This window comes from Mesorhizobium sp. WSM1386 (genome assembly GCF_055901595.1).
This window is the reverse complement of the sequence record NZ_CM148373.1, coordinates 4,423,035-4,440,192: the sequence shown is the minus strand read 5'-3', so window position 1 is coordinate 4,440,192 and position 17,158 is coordinate 4,423,035. Positions and strand designations below refer to the sequence as shown.

15 protein-coding genes are annotated in these 17,158 nt (G+C 59.8%); 7 read left to right on the top strand and 8 right to left on the bottom strand.

Features of this window, described 5'->3' with window-relative positions; translation table 11 throughout:
• Positions 1 to 64: 64 nt before the first annotated feature.
• From AC0NIH_RS21605 to AC0NIH_RS21595, 3 genes are read right to left on the bottom strand one after another with little or no spacing between them, the layout of a single operon-like run.
• Positions 65 to 739, bottom strand: a complete 675-nt coding sequence (locus AC0NIH_RS21605; protein WP_473464686.1) for a uracil-DNA glycosylase family protein — start codon at positions 737 to 739, stop codon at positions 65 to 67.
• On the bottom strand, positions 679 to 1,290 hold the full coding sequence (locus AC0NIH_RS21600; protein ID WP_473464688.1) for a glutathione S-transferase: 612 nt from the start codon (positions 1,288 to 1,290) through the stop codon (positions 679 to 681). The genes AC0NIH_RS21605 and AC0NIH_RS21600 overlap by 61 nt, the downstream gene beginning before the upstream one ends.
• 32 nt (positions 1,291 to 1,322) lie before the next feature.
• Entirely contained in the window at positions 1,323 to 1,946 is a 624-nt protein-coding gene (locus tag AC0NIH_RS21595; RefSeq protein ID WP_473464690.1) for a thermonuclease family protein, read from the bottom strand.
• A 75-nt stretch (positions 1,947 to 2,021) separates the two neighbouring features.
• Here AC0NIH_RS21595 and AC0NIH_RS21590 point away from each other — a divergent pair, with 75 nt between their 5' ends.
• A complete protein-coding gene (locus tag AC0NIH_RS21590) occupies positions 2,022 to 3,542 on the top strand; it encodes a sensor histidine kinase (protein ID WP_473464692.1) in 1,521 nt (506 codons plus the stop codon).
• 25 nt (positions 3,543 to 3,567) lie between these two features.
• On the opposite strand, the gene AC0NIH_RS21585 is transcribed toward AC0NIH_RS21590, so the two are convergent.
• Entirely contained in the window at positions 3,568 to 4,566 is a 999-nt protein-coding gene (locus AC0NIH_RS21585; protein ID WP_473464694.1) for a nicotinate-nucleotide--dimethylbenzimidazole phosphoribosyltransferase, read from the bottom strand.
• A 215-nt stretch (positions 4,567 to 4,781) separates the two neighbouring features.
• On the opposite strand from AC0NIH_RS21585, the gene AC0NIH_RS21580 reads away from it, so the two are divergent.
• Both AC0NIH_RS21580 and AC0NIH_RS21575 read left to right on the top strand, forming a co-directional pair.
• Positions 4,782 to 5,012, top strand: coding sequence for a DUF1289 domain-containing protein (locus AC0NIH_RS21580; RefSeq protein WP_013895544.1), 231 nt, complete (start codon positions 4,782 to 4,784; stop codon positions 5,010 to 5,012).
• 62 nt (positions 5,013 to 5,074) lie between these two features.
• A complete protein-coding gene (locus AC0NIH_RS21575) occupies positions 5,075 to 5,779 on the top strand; it encodes a TIGR02281 family clan AA aspartic protease (RefSeq protein ID WP_473464697.1) in 705 nt (234 codons plus the stop codon).
• A 6-nt stretch (positions 5,780 to 5,785) separates the two neighbouring features.
• Here the strand turns inward: AC0NIH_RS21575 and dusA are convergent, their stop codons facing one another.
• Positions 5,786 to 6,781, bottom strand: a complete 996-nt coding sequence (gene dusA, locus AC0NIH_RS21570) for a tRNA dihydrouridine(20/20a) synthase DusA (RefSeq protein ID WP_473464699.1) — start codon at positions 6,779 to 6,781, stop codon at positions 5,786 to 5,788.
• A 115-nt stretch (positions 6,782 to 6,896) separates the two neighbouring features.
• Here dusA and AC0NIH_RS21565 point away from each other — a divergent pair, with 115 nt between their 5' ends.
• From AC0NIH_RS21565 to AC0NIH_RS21550, 4 genes are all read left to right on the top strand, one after another.
• Positions 6,897 to 7,958, top strand: coding sequence for a site-specific integrase (locus AC0NIH_RS21565; protein WP_473464701.1), 1,062 nt, complete (start codon positions 6,897 to 6,899; stop codon positions 7,956 to 7,958).
• 399 nt (positions 7,959 to 8,357) lie between these two features.
• A complete protein-coding gene (locus AC0NIH_RS21560) occupies positions 8,358 to 9,464 on the top strand; it encodes a hypothetical protein (RefSeq protein ID WP_473464704.1) in 1,107 nt (368 codons plus the stop codon).
• Positions 9,461 to 11,668, top strand: a complete 2,208-nt coding sequence (locus AC0NIH_RS21555; RefSeq protein ID WP_473464707.1) for a Mov34/MPN/PAD-1 family protein — start codon at positions 9,461 to 9,463, stop codon at positions 11,666 to 11,668. The genes AC0NIH_RS21560 and AC0NIH_RS21555 overlap by 4 nt, the downstream gene beginning before the upstream one ends.
• A gap of 76 nt (positions 11,669 to 11,744) precedes the next feature.
• Entirely contained in the window at positions 11,745 to 12,860 is a 1,116-nt protein-coding gene (locus AC0NIH_RS21550) for a patatin-like phospholipase family protein (protein ID WP_474025057.1), read from the top strand.
• An 83-nt stretch (positions 12,861 to 12,943) separates the two neighbouring features.
• On the opposite strand, the gene AC0NIH_RS21545 is transcribed toward AC0NIH_RS21550, so the two are convergent.
• From AC0NIH_RS21545 to AC0NIH_RS21535, 3 genes are all read right to left on the bottom strand, one after another.
• Positions 12,944 to 13,639 carry a competence protein CoiA family protein gene (locus AC0NIH_RS21545; RefSeq protein ID WP_473464711.1) on the bottom strand — a complete coding sequence of 232 codons (696 nt, stop codon included), beginning with the start codon at positions 13,637 to 13,639 and terminating at the stop codon, positions 12,944 to 12,946.
• Positions 13,640 to 13,730: 91 nt separating this feature from the next.
• A complete protein-coding gene (locus AC0NIH_RS21540; protein ID WP_473464714.1) occupies positions 13,731 to 15,158 on the bottom strand; it encodes a UvrD-helicase domain-containing protein in 1,428 nt (475 codons plus the stop codon).
• Entirely contained in the window at positions 15,148 to 16,872 is a 1,725-nt protein-coding gene (locus tag AC0NIH_RS21535) for an ATP-dependent nuclease (RefSeq protein WP_473464717.1), read from the bottom strand. Before AC0NIH_RS21535 ends, AC0NIH_RS21540 begins: the two co-directional genes overlap by 11 nt.
• Positions 16,873 to 17,158: the final 286 nt, after the last annotated feature.

Below are 17,158 nucleotides of genomic sequence, written 5' to 3'. Positions count from 1 at the left end.
CGGCCGTTCACAAGAAAGAAATTCTGCCGAACGGCGTAAAAGCGAGTGATTTCTTGCTGAATGCCTAACCGAGGCGATAGCGGATTTCCGACCGCAGGAAAGGCAGCAAATCCATTTCAAACCACGGATTCTGCTTCAACCAGCCGGTGTTGCGCCAGGACGGATGCGGCAGCGGCAAGACTTTCGCACCAACGGAATTCTCCCAGATGGCGCGCCAGTCCCCCACCGTTTCCGTCAGCGAGGGGCGGCGCGCGGCGCCCATGTGCCAGGATTGCGCATAGATGCCGATCGTCAGCACCAGGTCTATCCGCGGCATCAGGGCCATCAAGGGCGCGCGCCAGGCAGGCGCGCATTCGCGCCTCGGTGGCAGGTCGCCGCCCTTGGCGTCCTGTCCGGGAAAGCAGAAGCCCATCGGCACGATGGCGAATTTCTCCGTGTCGTAGAATTCGTCGCTGGTCACGCCGAGCCAGTTGCGCAGGCGGTCGCCCGAGGCATCGGTGAACGGCATGCCGGACAAGTGCACCTTGGTTCCCGGCGCCTGGCTGGCGATGAGGATGCGGGCGCTGGACGATGGCCGCAGCACCGGCCGCGGCTCATGCGGCAGCGGTTTGCCGATGGGATTTTCGACACAGATGCGGCAGGCGCGGACCGCTGCCGCGAAGCTGTCGAGTTCCTCGCTCAAGCAGCCGCACTCGGCCGGCTGGAGATCGCCTGATGCCAACGCAACACATTGGTGCATTCCTCCGGCACCTTGATGCGTGCCGGTTTCATGAAGTCGACGGCGATCAGGCCGGTAATATCGACAATCGAATAATCGTCGCCGGCGGCGAATTCCCGGTTCGCCAACTCGCCGTCGAGAAGTTTGAGAAATTCGACGGCCTTCGGCTTGTTGGCCTCGCCCCATTCGGGGATCTGGGGGATTTCCCAGTCCTTCATGGCCGGATGGATGTGGCGAAAAGCCTGCGTGATGCTGCTGAGCAGGTTGAACTCCATCCGCCTCTGCCACATCTCGACCTGCGCCTTGCCGAGCGCACCGCGTCCGAACAAGGCCGGCTCCGGATGCAACTCCTCGAAATAGCGGCAGATGGCGACGGATTCGGTGATGACGGTGCCGTCATCGAGCTCCAGCACCGGCAGCCTTTGCAAAGGGTTGCGCGAACGTACCGCCTGGCCCTTGTGCTCCAGCGCACCCATGTCGATGGGCACCAGCGGCACCGCGATCCCCTTTTCGGCAAGGAAAACACGAACCCGCCGCGGGTTGGGCGCCCGGCCACCGTCGAAGAGCTTCATTCGATCCTCCTTTTCCTTCAAACAGATACGCTTCACCAGAAGCGAAAAATCTCCCGAGCGGCGTCGCCAATCGACGCCAGCGTACCGTGTTTTCGTTCCACGACCTCGCCGTGATGGCTGTCGCGCCAGTCCTGCGGCTGATCGAACGTGCCCGCCCAGATACCAGATTTCGCCGCGCGGGCAGTCGCTTCCTCGCTTTCGAAGCCGCCATAGGCGACGGCCCAGCCGGCCTCGACCTGGGCGCGGTTGAGGTCGGTGCCCCCGGCCTTGCAGTCGCCAAGCAACCGGCCATAGCGGTCACGCTGCCAGCCGCTGCAGGTGACGGGCCTGCCGGCGATCAGGCGTACCAGCGACTGGCGCGCGAGCGTTCCACAGGGATAATCGGCGCCGTTCCTGCGGCAGGTCTGGGTGTATTCAGGGGCGTCGATGCCGCGCATGCGGATGCGTTCGGTGCCGAGCGTGATGGAATCGCCGTCATTGACGATGGCCGCGCCTTGCGTCTTGCGCGTCTCGACCCGGTCGAGGCGCGCCGCGAGCAAGATCAGCAGCCCCAGGATAATGGCAGCCAGCCCGTAGTCCAGCACCTTGCGCCACAGGCTTCTCTGGCGCGGCGCCGCGTATCGCCGGCGCGGTCTTGGCGACCAGGAACGACTCATATGGCAAACGGTTGGTTAATCATTCGAACGTAGCTTAACACCTTGAAATCGCTGCGCGCATAAATTGAAGTTTCCATGCCTTTGCAACGCTCGAACACAGCGGACAAGTTCATTGTGGACCGCAGGAAACCCCATCGCAACAGCGATGTGGCACGCGCGGTGCGCAAGACGCGCGACCGTCTTTCCCAGCAGGCCGGTAGTCTCGATTTCGACCGTGAACTCCTGAAACTGCACGCCCGCGCGATGACAAGCGGCGCCGTGGTCATCCCGCTGCTCGTCCTGGCGATCGCCGCGGCCGGCCGGCTCGCCGGTGTCGGCAACGAGATTGGGCTCTGGGCGCTGTTCACGCTCACCTGCTACACGGTCGTCGTCTTCATGGCGCGTCAGATCGAGCGCACGGAAGCTTCCGAGCTCAACCCATTGCAAGCGCGCGGGGAATTCCTGGTTGGCCATTTCCTTTGCGGTCTCGGCTGGGCATGGTTCGTCTGGCTGGGCTGCGGCGCCTGCGCGGTCGACCAGTTCCATGTGGTCAAGGCGGTGGTGCTGTTGTTTGCCATGGCAGGAACGGCGGTCATGGCCTCGTCCCTGCGCGGGGCACTGTTGGCGACCTTTGCCGTTCCGGTGGCGCTCTATGCCTATGCCGGCGCCAAGCTGTGGATGCCGCTCGAGGCGATCATGGCCGGACTGCTGGTCTTGTCATTGCCTTTCTTCGCCTATGTCGCCCGCCACCTCAACGATTCATCCCTTATGATGTTGTCGTTCCGCTCGGAGAAAGACGCGCTGATCGCCGAATTGGAGACGGCGAAATCGATGTCGGACGAGGCGCGGCGGCGGGCCGAGGATGCCAATTTGGCAAAATCGCGCTTCCTCGCTTCGATGAGCCATGAATTGCGCACGCCGCTCAACGCCATTCTCGGCTTTTCCGAGGTGATGGCGAACGAAGTGCTGGGACCGATGAGCAATCCGACCTATCGCGACTACGCGCATGACGTGCATGATTCCGGCCAGCATCTGCTCGACCTGATCAACGAGATCCTCGACCTGTCGCGCATCGAAGCCGGCCGTTACCAGCTCAATGAAGAGCCGGTGATGTTGCTCAACATCGTCGAGGATTGCTGCCACATGATGGAGCTGAAGGCACGCAACAAGGATATTCGCGTGATCCAGGATTTCGAACAGACATTGCCGCGCCTGTTCGCCGATGAGCGCGCCTTGCGCCAGATCACGCTCAACCTTCTGTCCAACGCCATCAAGTTCACCGCCACCGGCGGCGAGATCCGTGTGCGCGTCGGCTGGACGGCGGGCGGTGGACAATACATTTCGATCAAGGACAATGGCCCGGGCATCCCCGAGGACGAGATCCCGGTGGTGCTCTCGGCGTTCGGCCAGGGCTCGATCGCCATCAAGAGCGCCGAACAAGGCACGGGGCTTGGCCTGCCGATCGTGCAGGGTCTGCTTGCCATGCATGGCGGCGAGTTCGAACTTCATTCCAAGCTGCGCGAAGGTACCGAGGCGATAGCCATCTTCCCGCTGACCCGGGTGATGGAGGAACTGCCGGCGCTGCCGACCGCGGCGGTGGCGGCACGGCGGCGATAGCGGATTTCATCGAAGTGCGGAGCGTCTAGCCCCGAACCGCCGCCGCCATACCCGAGCTGGTCAGTGCCGCCGCCTTGACCAGGCCTGCGCCAAGCGCCGCCCCTGCCCCTTCGCCGTGGCTTATGCCCCAGTCGAGCAGCGGTCGAAGGCCGAGCCGTTCGGCGGCCTGGGCGTGGCCCGGCTCCGGGGACAGGCTGGCAAGAAGACAATGGTCTATTGCCGAAGGGTTCGCGGCATGCAGCACCGCCGCGGCGGCCGTCGCGGCAAAGCCGTCGAGCAGCACGGGGATATTCTGCATCCGCGCGGCGAGGATGGCGCCGGCCATCGCCGCGAACTCGCGGCCGCCGACCCGGCGCAGCACCTCCAACGGGTCATCGAGATGGTCGGCGTGAAAGGCCAGCGCCGCATCGACGACGTCCGCCTTGCGGGCCTGCATCGCCGCATCGGCGCCGGACCCTGGGCCGACCCAGTCGGCACCCCTGCCCCCGAACAGCGCGGCGAGCAGGGTAGCGGCGACGGTCGAATTGCCGACGCCCAGATCGCCGAGGCAAAGCAGATCGGTTCCGCCGGCAATCGCTTCCATGCCGAAGGCCATGGTGGCCGCGCAGCCGCGCTCGTCGAGCGCGGCGTCCTCGGTGATGTCGCCGGTCGGGATGTGCAGGGCAAGATCGAACACTTTCAGCCCGAGGTCGTTGGCAATGCAGATCTGGTTGATCGCCGCGCCGCCGGCCGCGCAAAGCTCGACCGCGTTGGCGGTCGCCGCCACCGGACGCGGCGAAATGCCGTGCCTGACAACCCCATGATTGCCGGCAAAGACCGCCATCAGTGGCCTTGTCACCGCGGGCGGAGCCCGGCCGCTCCAGGCCGCAAGCCACGCGGCGACGTCCTCTATACGGCCAAGCGAATTCCCCGGTTTGTCGGCTTTGGCGAACAGCGTGCGTACGCGTGCCTGGGCTGTCGTGTCGGCTGCTGGCAAGTTGGCGAGCAGGTTGCGAAAATCGTCGAAAGGCAGTGCGCTGGTCATGTCGGGAGCAATCGTTCCTGGAGGTGGTGAGCGGCATAACTGCCTTGCGTGATCGGCACAACCTCTCGATCGTCCTTCTTGCCCGATCGTCCTTCTTGCTTGATTGCCGCAAAGACGGCGGCGGAGGGCGCGATCGCGAGGGCTTGCATTGGCTTTGCCGTTGCACCATGTGGAGTGGAACGAGGGATTCCGAGCGGAAACCTCAAGAGAAAGTCATGACGGCCATCGAATCCCCGTGCATCCTGGTCTGCTCGATCGACATGAAGACCGGCTTCTGCTTCGGCTGCGGCCGCACGCGCGAGGAAATCGGTGCCTGGATGGGGATGACGCCGGAAACGCGCCGCAGCGTGATGGCCGAACTGCCGGCCCGGCTGGAAACGGTCGAGCGCCGGCCGCGCCGGGAAACGCGCCGCACCCGCATGGCGCGCGAACGCGACGCACTCTAAAGCAGTTGACCATTTCACGGAAACGGCGAACTGCTCTAACTCTTTGGTTTGATGAGGCACGGATGGGCCGGCTGTTCTGGATTCTGATGGCCGTGATCGGCATGGGGGCAGTCCTGCTCATGCTCAACGATTCCGCCGGCAGCACGCTCGGCGTCGACAATGACGATTTCGGCCGGCTGATCTGGCTTGGCGCCTTCGGTGCCCTTATCGGTGCCGGCCTGCTGCGGTCGGGCCGCCCGTGGGGCGATATGGCCCGCAATCTTGGCGCCTGGGCGGCAATCGTGCTCGCGCTGATCGCCGGCTATCAGTATCGCTACGAACTGCAGGACGTTGCCAGCCGGGTGACCGCGGGCCTCGTTCCCGGCAGTCCGCTGGCGCTCGGCGTCGAAGACGGCCACGCCACCGTGACCCTCGACAAGGCCGACAATGGCCACTTCGAAGCGCGCATCCTGATCAACGGCAACCCGGTGCGCGCCGTGGTCGACACCGGCGCGACCAGCACCGTGCTGACATCGCAGGACGCACAAGCCGCAGGCTTCAATCCGGCGGTGCTCAACTACACGATACCGGTTTCGACCGCCAACGGCATGGCGCGCGCCGCAGCCGTCAAGACCAACGAGGTGGCGATCGGCGGCATCGTGCGCAAGGACATGTCGGTGATGGTGGCGGCACCCGGCATGCTCAGCCAAAGCCTGCTCGGCATGAACTTCATCGGCTCGCTGTCGGGCTTCGACGTGCGCGGCGACCGCATGGTCCTCCGGGACTGAGGTGTTTCAGGCCGCTTCCGCCGCTCCGCCGAATTCCACAGCCGCGAAAGCCGTCTTCAGCACGTCCGGCCCGGCGCCGGGCCGGGTCGCGTCGGTCGACAGGATCTGGCGGTAGCGGCGCGCGCCGGGCAATCCGTGGAACAGCCCGACCATGTGGCGGGTGACATGGCCAAGCCGCCCGCCCTGTTCGATATGGCGCGCCGCATAGTCCGCCATCGCATCGATCAGGGCGGTGAAATCGAATGCCGCTGGCTCGGTGCCGTAGAACGCGGCATCGACGCCAGCCAAAATACCTGGTGTGTGGTAGGCGGCGCGGCCAAGCATGGCGCCATCGACGTGGTCGAGATGCCCACGCGCTTCGTCAAGCGACTGAATACCGCCATTGATACCAATGAATTTGTTCGGTTTTCCGGCCTTCAGCCGATAGACCCTGTTGTAGTCGAGCGGCGGGATGTCGCGGTTTTCCTTCGGGCTCAACCCTTCCAGCCATGCCTTGCGCGCATGCACCCACAAGGCGTCGGCGCCGGCTTCGAAAACCCCGTTCGCCAGCGCATCGAGCGCCGGTTCGGGATCCTGCTCGTCGACGCCGATGCGGCATTTCACGGTGACGGGGATCTTCACCGTCGCTTTCATGGCCGCGACGCAGTCGGCGACCAGGTCGGGCACTTTCATCAGACAGGCGCCGAACGTACCTGACTGGACGCGGTCCGACGGACAGCCGACATTGAGATTGATCTCGTCATAGCCGAACGCTTCGCCAATGCGCGCCGCCTCGGCAAGTTTCGCGGGGTCGGAGCCGCCGAGCTGCAGGGCGACCGGATGTTCCGCCTGATCGAAGCCAAGCAGCCGATCGCGCGCGCCCTGGATGACCGCATCGGCCACCACCATCTCGGTGTAGAGCAACGCACGGGCCGTCAGCTGGCGATGGAAGAAGCGGCAATGCCGGTCCGTCCAATCCATCATAGGCGCCACGGCCAGTCTATGGTCTTGAATTTTCAGCATTTTTTCTTTAACATCAAATCGTTAGAACCTGCCGAGTGCACACGAATTTACGCCAGAATACGACCCTTTTCGCCACGTTTCGATCTCTCAGTGCACACGGAGCGCACACGAAAAAATGGCCACCTACACAAAACTCTCGTCCGGTTCCTGGCGTGTCCAAGTCCGTCGCAAAGGTCGCTACGTCAGCGAGACCTTCCTGCGCCGAGACGACGCACGGCGCTGGGCAACCGAAACCGAGCGCCAAGTCGATCGTGGTGAGACGCCGACAAAGTCCCGCATAGCGCGCCTGAAAACCTTCGGCGAACTCATCGACCTCCATATCGGCGACATGTGCGATGTAGGCAAGTCCCCTCTCCGCTCCAAGGCCGCGACACTCGATATGCTGCAAAGGCATCTTGGAAAGTGCAATATGGCGGCTCTCGATCGCGAACGGCTCATTCGTTTCGGCCGCGATCGCGCCGCCCAAGGCGCCGGACCGGTGACTCTCGGTATCGACATCGGCCTGATAAAACTCATCCTATCCCACGCTGCTGCGGTGCACGGTCTACCGGTCAAAGTCGAACCAGTGGATCTCGCGCGTATCGCCCTAAAGAGGCTTGGCCTTGTTGGCAAAGGGCATGAGCGCGACAGGCGGCCTACCCAGGATGAGCTCGACAGGCTGATCGCTCACTTCGATGCAAACCCTCGTCAGTTTGCACCGGTTAGCCAGATCATACGTTTCGCCGTCGCAACCGCGATGCGCCAGGAGGAAATTTGCAAGGTCCGTTGGTCCGACCTGGAATCTCGCACGCGGATGCTTCTTATCCGTGACCGGAAAGACCCGCGGAACAAGAAAGGCAACAATCAGCGCATACCGCTATTCGCAGCAACCGGATACGATGCCTGGGCAATTGTCGAGGAGCAGCAGGCAAGGCGCAGCAATGACGATGATCGAATTTTCCCTTTCAATCATAGGTCAGTTGGCACCGCCTTCCGTCGAGGTTGCGTTGATCTGAGTATCCACGACCTTCATTTTCATGACTTGCGGCACGAAGGAACAAGTCGCCTTTTCGAAGCTGGATTCACGATTGAACAGGTAGCACTGGTCACGGGTCACAAGGATTGGAAGATGTTGCGGCGCTATACGCACCTCAAGCCGGAAATGCTTCACACTATCCAAGCGGCGAGGGCTGCGTAGACGAGTGAAGTTGGCTTAGCAGACAGCAGTCTCTCCGGCGGCAATAAACGCCTTCGATCAATGGCCGCGGTTACGATCACTTCAAACATGCCTCGATCGGCATCTGTCGTTAAAAGCCGCGCGGTTTTGGAGACCGAATAGCCCTCGTCCATCTCGTTGTTTGCGAACGGATTATAGCCGCTTTCACAATGGATGTGCAAGGATTTGTGTAACAAAGTCGACCCAAATTATCGCGCATCTGCGCTGGGGACACAGGGCCTCGCGAAAACGAAGCGGAAGGAAATTGGGTACCAGCTTTAGCGCTTATGCACAGGAGAAACTCCGTAAGAAAAAGACTTTCAGGTTTGTTCCTGCTATGTTCGCCGCATTTCCACCAAGCCTTTGAGGTCATAGAAAGCAATGCATACTGTTCGTTTTTTCCCGATAGGTAACGCGGACTGCTGCTTCATCCAGCTTGAAAACGGGCGTACCGCCCTTTTTGATTTTGCTGATATGCGCAACCCTGATGACGCGGCGGACAAACGCTGTGACTTGGAGAAGGAGTTGCGCGAGTGCCTAGGCGATAAAAAAGAGATCGATGTGGTCGCCTTTACTCACCTCGATACTGACCATACCAAGCGCGCCAAAGAAGTATTCCACCTGAATCATGCGGATAAGTACCAAGGCGACGGTCGGATTCGTATCAAGACCCTATGGGTACCTGCAGCCGCTGTTCTCGAGGTGGGCGTCGAAGGCGAGGCGCGGACCTTGCGTGCCGAAGCCCGCCATCGCTTCCTGGAGGGTGAAGGTGTGCGGGTGTTTTCGCGCCCTGACCCCTTGAACGAGTTCTTGCTTGATCGGGACATTGACCCTGCGAAACGCAGAAATCTGATCAGCGACGCGGGTACGTTGTGCCCAGAGTTCAACCTGGATGCCGATGGGGTCGAGTTCTTTGTTCACTCTCCCTTTGCAGAGCATTGTGAAGGTGACCTGATCATACGGAACTCCTCTGCTCTTTTTATGCAGGCCACTTTTCGGGTAGCGGAACGCCTGACACGACTCATTCTGTCGGCAGACGTCGAGCATGGCACGATCGACGACATTGTGCGTATTACCCAATTCCATGGTCACGATGACCGGCTGTTGTGGGATATCAATAATGTGCCTCACCACACCAGTTATAAGTCGTTGGCTGACGATAAGGGTGACGGCGAGACAGTCCCAGTAGACCGACTGAAGTGGCTTTACGAAACCCAAGGCGCGGAAAAGTCCCTGCTGGTTTCAACTAGCTCCGTTATACCCGAAGTTGATAGCACGCAGCCGCCACACAGGGAGGCGGCGGCCTATTATGAAAGCGTCGCAAAGGCCAAGAATGGCCAGTATTTGGTGACGATGGTACATCCGACGGTCTTTAATCCCAAGCCGCTTGTCATTGAGATTGGCGGTAGCGGCTATACCATTAAGAAAACGGCGGGCGGTTCGGCAACCATCACAAGCAGTGCCGCGCCAAGGGCTGGAGAAGCGTGACTGTTTTGAAGTCGGCCAGAGCTCGCGCGATCGTCGCCTACCTCGCAGCCCATGACTATCCCTATGCCCGCCTGGAGAACGTTGAAACAGACTCCAACCAAGATCTGATCGATCTGGTGGTTGAACCGGAATTGCCCCAAGATCGGGCGGTGGCAATCAGCGATGCAGAGCCTATTCGCCTCAGCATTCCGGTAGACGATTCCGCCTCTCCCTTCGTGTTTTCTCGACGAGCCGACTTCCCGCACAATCAGGTGCACACAAACGCCACTCCTGATTCGAACGGAATTTGTCTTTGCATATGGGAAGAGAATTGGGCGGATCTCCGTCGTGGGCTCACGGCGCAGGCCCTTATTGAGCGCATCCGCAATTGGTTCACACGTATGGCAACAAAGACCTTGCACCAGGAAGGGCAAGCGTTGGAACCCTTGCTGCGGGCAACCGCGAACAGCCTCATCTTGCCTGCTGCCCCTTTACCAACGAATTTGGCCGTTTGGAGTGCGGACAAATACAATGGTCAGTGGACAATGCTACTGGGACCGCCGAGGGCGAAGTCGCAAGAAGAGCAGTTCGAGATTTCCGTGCTGACAATCACGTTCCCTCCACAGGTTCAAGGTGCACTGCTCCAAGCACCGCAAACCCTCAGTGAGCTTATTGAATTTGCAGCGGCGCACGGCGTCCCTGATTCCCTTACCCAGATTAAGAGTTGGCTATTGCAGCCGGAGCAGCTTCAGCGAGCTGACAAACGCCACGTGCTGCTGATGTTCAAGATCCCGAAACTCGAGGAGATCGGCGGCGAGGTTGAGGGCTGCGAAGTCCGTGCATTCATGCCTGACCAAAAGCTCTCACAACTGGGTGAACTCCTGGGAGGTACCTATTTCCAACGAGGTACAGTCGTCGCACGAATCCCTTCCGGTGCAGCTGGCGATCTCAGCAAAACCTATCTGGATCAGTGGCGTGTAATCTGGAGACTCGACCGTGCAACCGCGCGCCTTTTTGCTGCATCACCAATTGGAAAGGACCGGCGCTTGGTGGCAATTGGCGCTGGTGCCATTGGGTCAAACGTCGTCGTCGGCACGACGCGCGCCGGGATCGGCATATGGACGATTATAGACGACGATATTGTGCTTCCCCACAACACCGTGCGTCAGTTTCAAGACAACCGTGCCGTGGGGGTCGGCAAGGCCCAGGCCCTAGCGCTTGATGCGAACTGTATTCTGGCTGACCATGACTCTGCGAATGAGATTAGGGCCAATATCCTTGATCCCGGAGAGTTGGGTGCAGAGATCGAGGAAAAACTTGAACAGGCCGATTTGGTCGTAGACTTCAGTGCGTCACCGGCTGTCCTTGGGTATGTAGCGGACCACGGCCGGCTTCGGCGCGCCGTAAGTTGCTTTTTCAATCCATCAGGTAGCGATCTTGTCATTTTGGCGGAGGATCCGGCGAGAGCGTTACGCTTGGACGAGATCGAGGCGCAATATTTCTTGGCAGTCGCCATCGACGACCGCCTGCAGGGGCATTTAAGCGGCGGTCGCCTCGATTTTATTCGTTACGCCAATGCGTGCCAGGATTTGTCGCGTCCTCTCCCTCCTTGGCAGGTACAGACACTGACTGGCCTTGCAGGGGGGCAGTTGATCGGATTGTTCGAACGGACGGTTGCTTCATCTCAAGTCTGGCGCCTTGATCCTAAGAATGGCGCGATTACGCCAGTTAACCTGGAACTTTCAGGCGTCGAGCGTCACACCATTGAGGATTGGCGCTTTACGATTAGTCACTTCGCCCTCAACGCGATGCAACGGCTCCGTGGTGAAGCGGCTCCCAATGAAACCGGCGGAATTCTGATTGGCACCTTTGATCTGAGCCGGCGCGTTGTACACATCCTGGCTGCACTGAGAGCGCCGCCCGATAGTGCCCAGTCCCCCACCTATTTCATCCGCGGAGCAAAGGACCTGAAGCCGATGGTGGACCGCCTTGGCGTGGCTAGTGCAGGAAGCCTTGGTTACGTTGGAGAATGGCATAGCCACCCGGATGGTGCCCCAGTGCGGCCCAGCAATGACGATGAACAGGTTTTTGCGCATCTCGCCAAGCATATGGCGCCTACCGGCGGCCCATTCCTTATGGCGATATGTGGAAGGGAGGAATTCTGGTTCAGGCTGGGAGCCGATGGGCGCACGTGTGGCGAAGCTGTGACACATGGTAAAGCTTAGTACGAGTAAGGCCATCAGCGATACAAACCAGCCTGAAAGGCTAGCGCTAGCCTTGTCTGGCGGCGGTGCACGAGCCATGGCGTTTCATCTCGGCTGTTTGCGAGCGCTGCATTCCTCAGGTATTTTGGGACGAATAGAGGTTATTTCATCCGTATCCGGCGGCAGCGTCCTAGCCGCGCTTTATTGCCATCACAAGGGCGATTTTCCTGACTTTGAAAAGACCGTCAGGCAGGTTCTCGCGAGAGGTTTCTTGCGGCCCTCGATCATCAAGGTTTTCGCGACATTGGAAGGAATCAAGGCGATCCTGTATTCCTTACCACTCGTCCTGATGCAACTATTTAAGTTGTTAATCAGGCTTGCCCTAGCGCTTCTGCCGGTACCTGCACCAGTGCGTCTGCGTCTTATTAGATTGCTCCGAGCACCGCTATTCCGCCGCCAGGCAAGCCGAACTACGATTTTGAGACGAGTTCTATCGGAAGACGTTTTCAATCACGAAACGCTGACGGACTTACGAAATGATCGCCCAAAATTAATCATTGTAGCCTGCGAGCTTCAGACAAAGTCGGCCTTCTATTTTGCCCGTGACGGTGTCGGATCTTGGCGCCTTGGTAGGGCCCAGGCGCAGGGAATTGAGATTGCCCACGCGGTCGCTGCTTCCGCGGCATTTCCCGTCCTTCTACCTGCTCTCGACGAGTATCTGGTCCTTGAGAAAAACGGCGTGTCGAGCTCTCAGCGGGTGATCCTGACGGACGGCGGTGTCTACGATAATCTTGGCCTAGCACCGTTGTGGCCAGACCGTGATCCGGCCATCAGCCTTCATGCTGAAAAGCTTGATACCATAATAGCCTGCCGCGCAGGCTATGGTCTTGATCTCTCACCACCGTCGATGCTTTGGCCATCCCGTATGATTGCGGTATTGGGGAGTATCCACGGTCGCGCCCAGAATCTCGCGATGAACCGCCTTTTTGACCTAAAGAAAGCTGGGGCTTTAAAGGGCTTCATTATCCCCTATCTCGGCCAATCTGACGATAAGTTGGCATTTCCCCCTGTAGATTTGGTGACGGCCGAAATGGCTGCGAGCTACCCCACGGACTTCTCGGCAATGCCGGTCGAATGGATTGATCGGCTGTCGATGCGAGGGGAGCAACTAACATTGGCCCTGATACGGGAGTATTTGCCACATCTTCTGTAGGTTGGAAGGATCCGTAACTGGTCCTTTACGATGCAGCGCCGTTACATTCGTCCGGGGTGGAACGGGCATCAATCAGCCGATATTTAGCGCGCTTTCCAATGCCAGTCTGGCAGTTGCCAGCTAGGATATCCGTGCAGCATGCCGGCAATGGCTTCTGTCAGCGTCATCCGCTTTATGTGCCGGCCTCTGCCGAACCTGATTGGTGGCAAAACATCGGGGTAAGTGTCCTTTCCGGCAAGTTCTATGGCAAAAGGCACTAACTCCTCGCAATCGCATAGGACCTCGCCAGTCTCACGGCGGTACTGGCTGTTTTTGTAGCTGAGGGCCTTTGTCAGACGCAAGGCAACCGGCTTCTCGGACATGATCCAACAACACCCGACACCAGAGCGCCGATAGCGGTCCGTCCTGGTTAGGAAATCGTCCAAGTGCTGGCTTGAGAGTTGAATCTCGAATGCGACTCGCCTGCCATCAGGCAGGACAACCAGCACATCTGCTATCCAATCGGCGCCTGCTCCGTCTGTCCCCCAGGCCTCAAGTTCCGCCCGAAAGCCCATAGCCCTCGCTGCCCTGACCACATCAATCTTTAGGCGCGTGTGAGCGTAGCTCTCCGGGCTGGGGAGCTGACCTGTAAATCCAGGAGCGTGCGCGAAGAATCGTAGGCCCCGGATTGACGTTTTGGGCACGGCCGGCCAGGCCGTGCGCGGCATTAGCCATGTCCCGAGCGGCGCATTGCAAATACTCAGCCAGGCGGCATCGGAGGCCGAGAACGCTTCGGCCATGTCCCTTGTCGCCGCGTTGTACGCGATCTGCCCCAATTATCCGAACCCTCTTACGTAAGATCGTGTCGTCGACGCTGTCCAAATCTCCCGCTCATGACGCAACCGCCGGCCGCAGCTGAGGCGATGCCGAACAGACGACAAGCATTTTCGATCCTCGCGTCATCGCAACATAGAGGTGTTTGGCATCCATCTCTGTCACATCGAGGATGACCGCAACGTCGGCTTCCAAGCCCTTGAGTGTCAACGTGCTCCCGACGCCACGCGCCGGAAGCGGCCTCCCGCGGAAACGGTTTTCCTCGCGTGCACGGATTGCTGCTTCATGCAATGACGACGGATCGTCTTGATTTGCTGAATTTAGCGCCCGGATGCATGCGCTCATCACGGTGGGCCGGTGCTGACGAGTGCCCGGGCGTCTGTTCGCCTCAACCAGCAGGTCGACGGCACTCTTGAATGTGCGCGCTTGCTCAAAAGCGATGGCGGCTTCTTCTGTCTCGGTCGCCTCTTTCCGTTGGCGCCCGGCCAGCAAGGTTGTGACACGCTGCTGAAGGTCGGCCGCTCCTACATTCGTCATGACGCTCTCGGCAAAGGCGAGAAGCTGGCTTAGCGCGTCAGGTGCATCGAGCCTGAACTTCAGCGCGAATTGAATGAAGTCCTTCAGGTCAACGCTTTCGACCGTGACCGCTCCCGGTGTTTGGCTGGCGAACAGCCGCTGGCCCTGCGGTTTTTTGCTGTCACCCATAATGAGCACAGTCCCCTGGCCGCCCTCCACCTTGGACAGCCCCGCCCGCAGGCGCCGCTGATGATCCTCCGTGCCGTCAAGATGCACCCAGCGGACCTCGGCTGGCGCCCCCCTTAGATCAACCACCTGCCCGGCCTTCAGAGCCTTACGGACCCCAAGTAACCATTGACCAAACTCCTCCGTCCTCGCGTTTTTCCAGCGCCATGGCGTCGTTAGCTCGCCCGCGTTCGGGAAATATTTCAGAACATTGGTATCCCAGTCTGGCAGCGGCCCGCTGAAGCCGAATACGGCCTGCATAGGGTCGCCGAGGACGCAGGTCGGCAAACTGCGGGACGAATAGTAAACCAGCCCGTGCTGGGATTGAGAACAATCCTGATATTCATCAACGATCTGCCGGGAAAAGCTGGCGGCGAGGATGTCGTCGACGTGGCCGGCTTTCGCGAGCTCAGCAGCAGCCTGCTGGATCGTCTTGTAATCAGTGCGGGCATTCGTAATACCCAGCACTTCGGGCGGAACACCGCAGCGAGCCGGGAAAGTGCTAGCCAGTTTGATGGCCCAGCCATCCAGGGTCATCAATCGGTAAGCCGCAGATGGCACGCCAAGCTGCTGCAGGCGGCCCCGCAACGCAACAACACCGGCAACGGTGTGGGTCAGTATGAGCGCTGGCTTAGCATAGTCGTGTTCCAGCAAATTGGCGGCGATGAGGTGGGTTTTGCCACAGCCTGCCGGGGCGGTGACCGATCCCCGTCTGATCGCAAAGAGATCAATTTCAGCGGCCATTGCGCATCCATGCGAAAAGCGCGTCAATGATCGCGACAAAAGACACGTCCGCGTGTTCAAGCCCTGGCGCGATAATGAGACGCGCGGCGTTTTCCATCAATGTGACCTGCTTGAACCAGCCATTGCTGCGTGTGCTGGAAGCCACGCCGAGCAATTCACGGGTGGCTTGGTCGAAATCGCCCAGTAGGAGGGCGGTGTCCACGTCGTTGTAGGTCGTCAAGCCGCCGGACTTCGACTTGATATGCTCATCAATGAGGTCTTCGCCGTGCAACTCGACGGCATAAACGACGAGATTACCTGCCGCATTCTCTCCGAGGCTCAAGAATAGCTCCTGTTCGAGTTTGCGCTTGGCGGGCCATTTTGTGACTGCGCCGCCCCCTGCGAGGAACGCAGCCTCGTCGGCAGCGTCTGGCTCGACGTCATCGTCGCGAAGCACGTGACAACGGTAGCCGAGCTTAAGCAATGCATTGGCCCGTTTGTAGATATTGCCAACCCCGCCGGCATCGAGCAACGCGATGCCAAGCGCCGTCAGTGACTGCTCGCCCTGCGCGATGCGAAACTGATCGAGCCCGCGCAGCAGGCCCACCTCGCTCGCCCCTTCACAGATGATGACGGACGGAGCAAGGAATGCTTCCGGATTACGACGGATGGTGCTCTGAACGTCATCTTCTGCGCCGACGGTTTGTACCGACACCTGACCGCCATTGCGCCTGACGATCATCAATTGTGTGCCGCTAAGCTCCTGCAAAGCCACCGGTGAATGTGTCGTCGCGAATACCTGCAAAGGCAGATTGGTATCCTTGCTTCCTAGAGATCCCAGCAGCCGATGGATGCGATGCGGCTCTAGGCCATGTTCGAGTTCATCGACAAGCACCATAGTCGCCTCTGCCGCGGCCTTGCGTTGCAGGCCTGCTGTCAGAAGGCGCGTCGAGCCCACGCCCAGAGCACGAAGGGGGATCCCAGTGTCGCCGTGCAGAGAAATGCTGCCGCCGCTGAAGGACACCGAGTGGGCGTCAAGCATGGCTTTTACATTGTCGCCCACCTGGATACCGAGTTCATCGGCCGTGTCTTTCACGACGGCCAGTGTCGCACCCAACTGGGCACCGGCACGGTCGCCAAAGCCGGCACGTGCCTCGCGCGCGGCTTTCACCAATTCTGCCGAGATGTCGGCTTTCTCTTCCGAGAGCTTGTTCAGCACGGACCCTCTGCGCCACGCGAGGTTACCGTCTGCAAACGCACCGATGCGTGTGGGCCCGATCGCCTGCCGGTCTGCCCATACGAGATTCCGGGCCAGACCTGCATCGGCAGCGCGCTTCGAGACGAGCGTCCAGACCGGCTCGAGATCACTACCGACACTGAGATTGACGGTAAGCACGGTTTCGCCCGTAGCCTCCGGCTCATCCTCCAGCTGCGCCGTTTCCGAGATGAAATTGCGGACATGGAGTCCGTAAGCCTCGATGTTCTTCAATCGGTCGGTCAATGCCCCAATAGTGCACGAGATCGAAATCGGCTGCGTCACGTCCAGGTTGAAGAAGTCGGTGTCGGTGATTTGGAGATTTCGGCGCGCACCGAGGCAAAGGTCAATAGCGTCGAGAATTGAACTTTTGCAGCTATCCCCGGGGCCAACCAGGCAATTGATTCCAGCGGATGGAGCCCATGTAAGCTCCTTGATTCCCCGGAAATTCGCGATCTCTATCAACCGTATGCGTGCCATGAGGCGTCCCCCGAACAAGAATTATAGACCGTGACGACCATCCGGTCATGAGTATTGCCTGGCTGATCGTTCCGCGAGCAAGCCCCGCCGAGGTCCGGTAGTTTTGGTAGTCGAGAACCCGGTTACACGAAAGTTAGATGAAAGAATCTAACTGGATTGGATTTCATGTAACTGATTGAAAAATATGGTGGGCGGTATAGGATTTGGACCTACGACCCCTACAGTGTGAAGGCAAATAACAGGTCAGGGATTTTCACTTTACGGCGAAGAAAAAGAGCCCACGGTA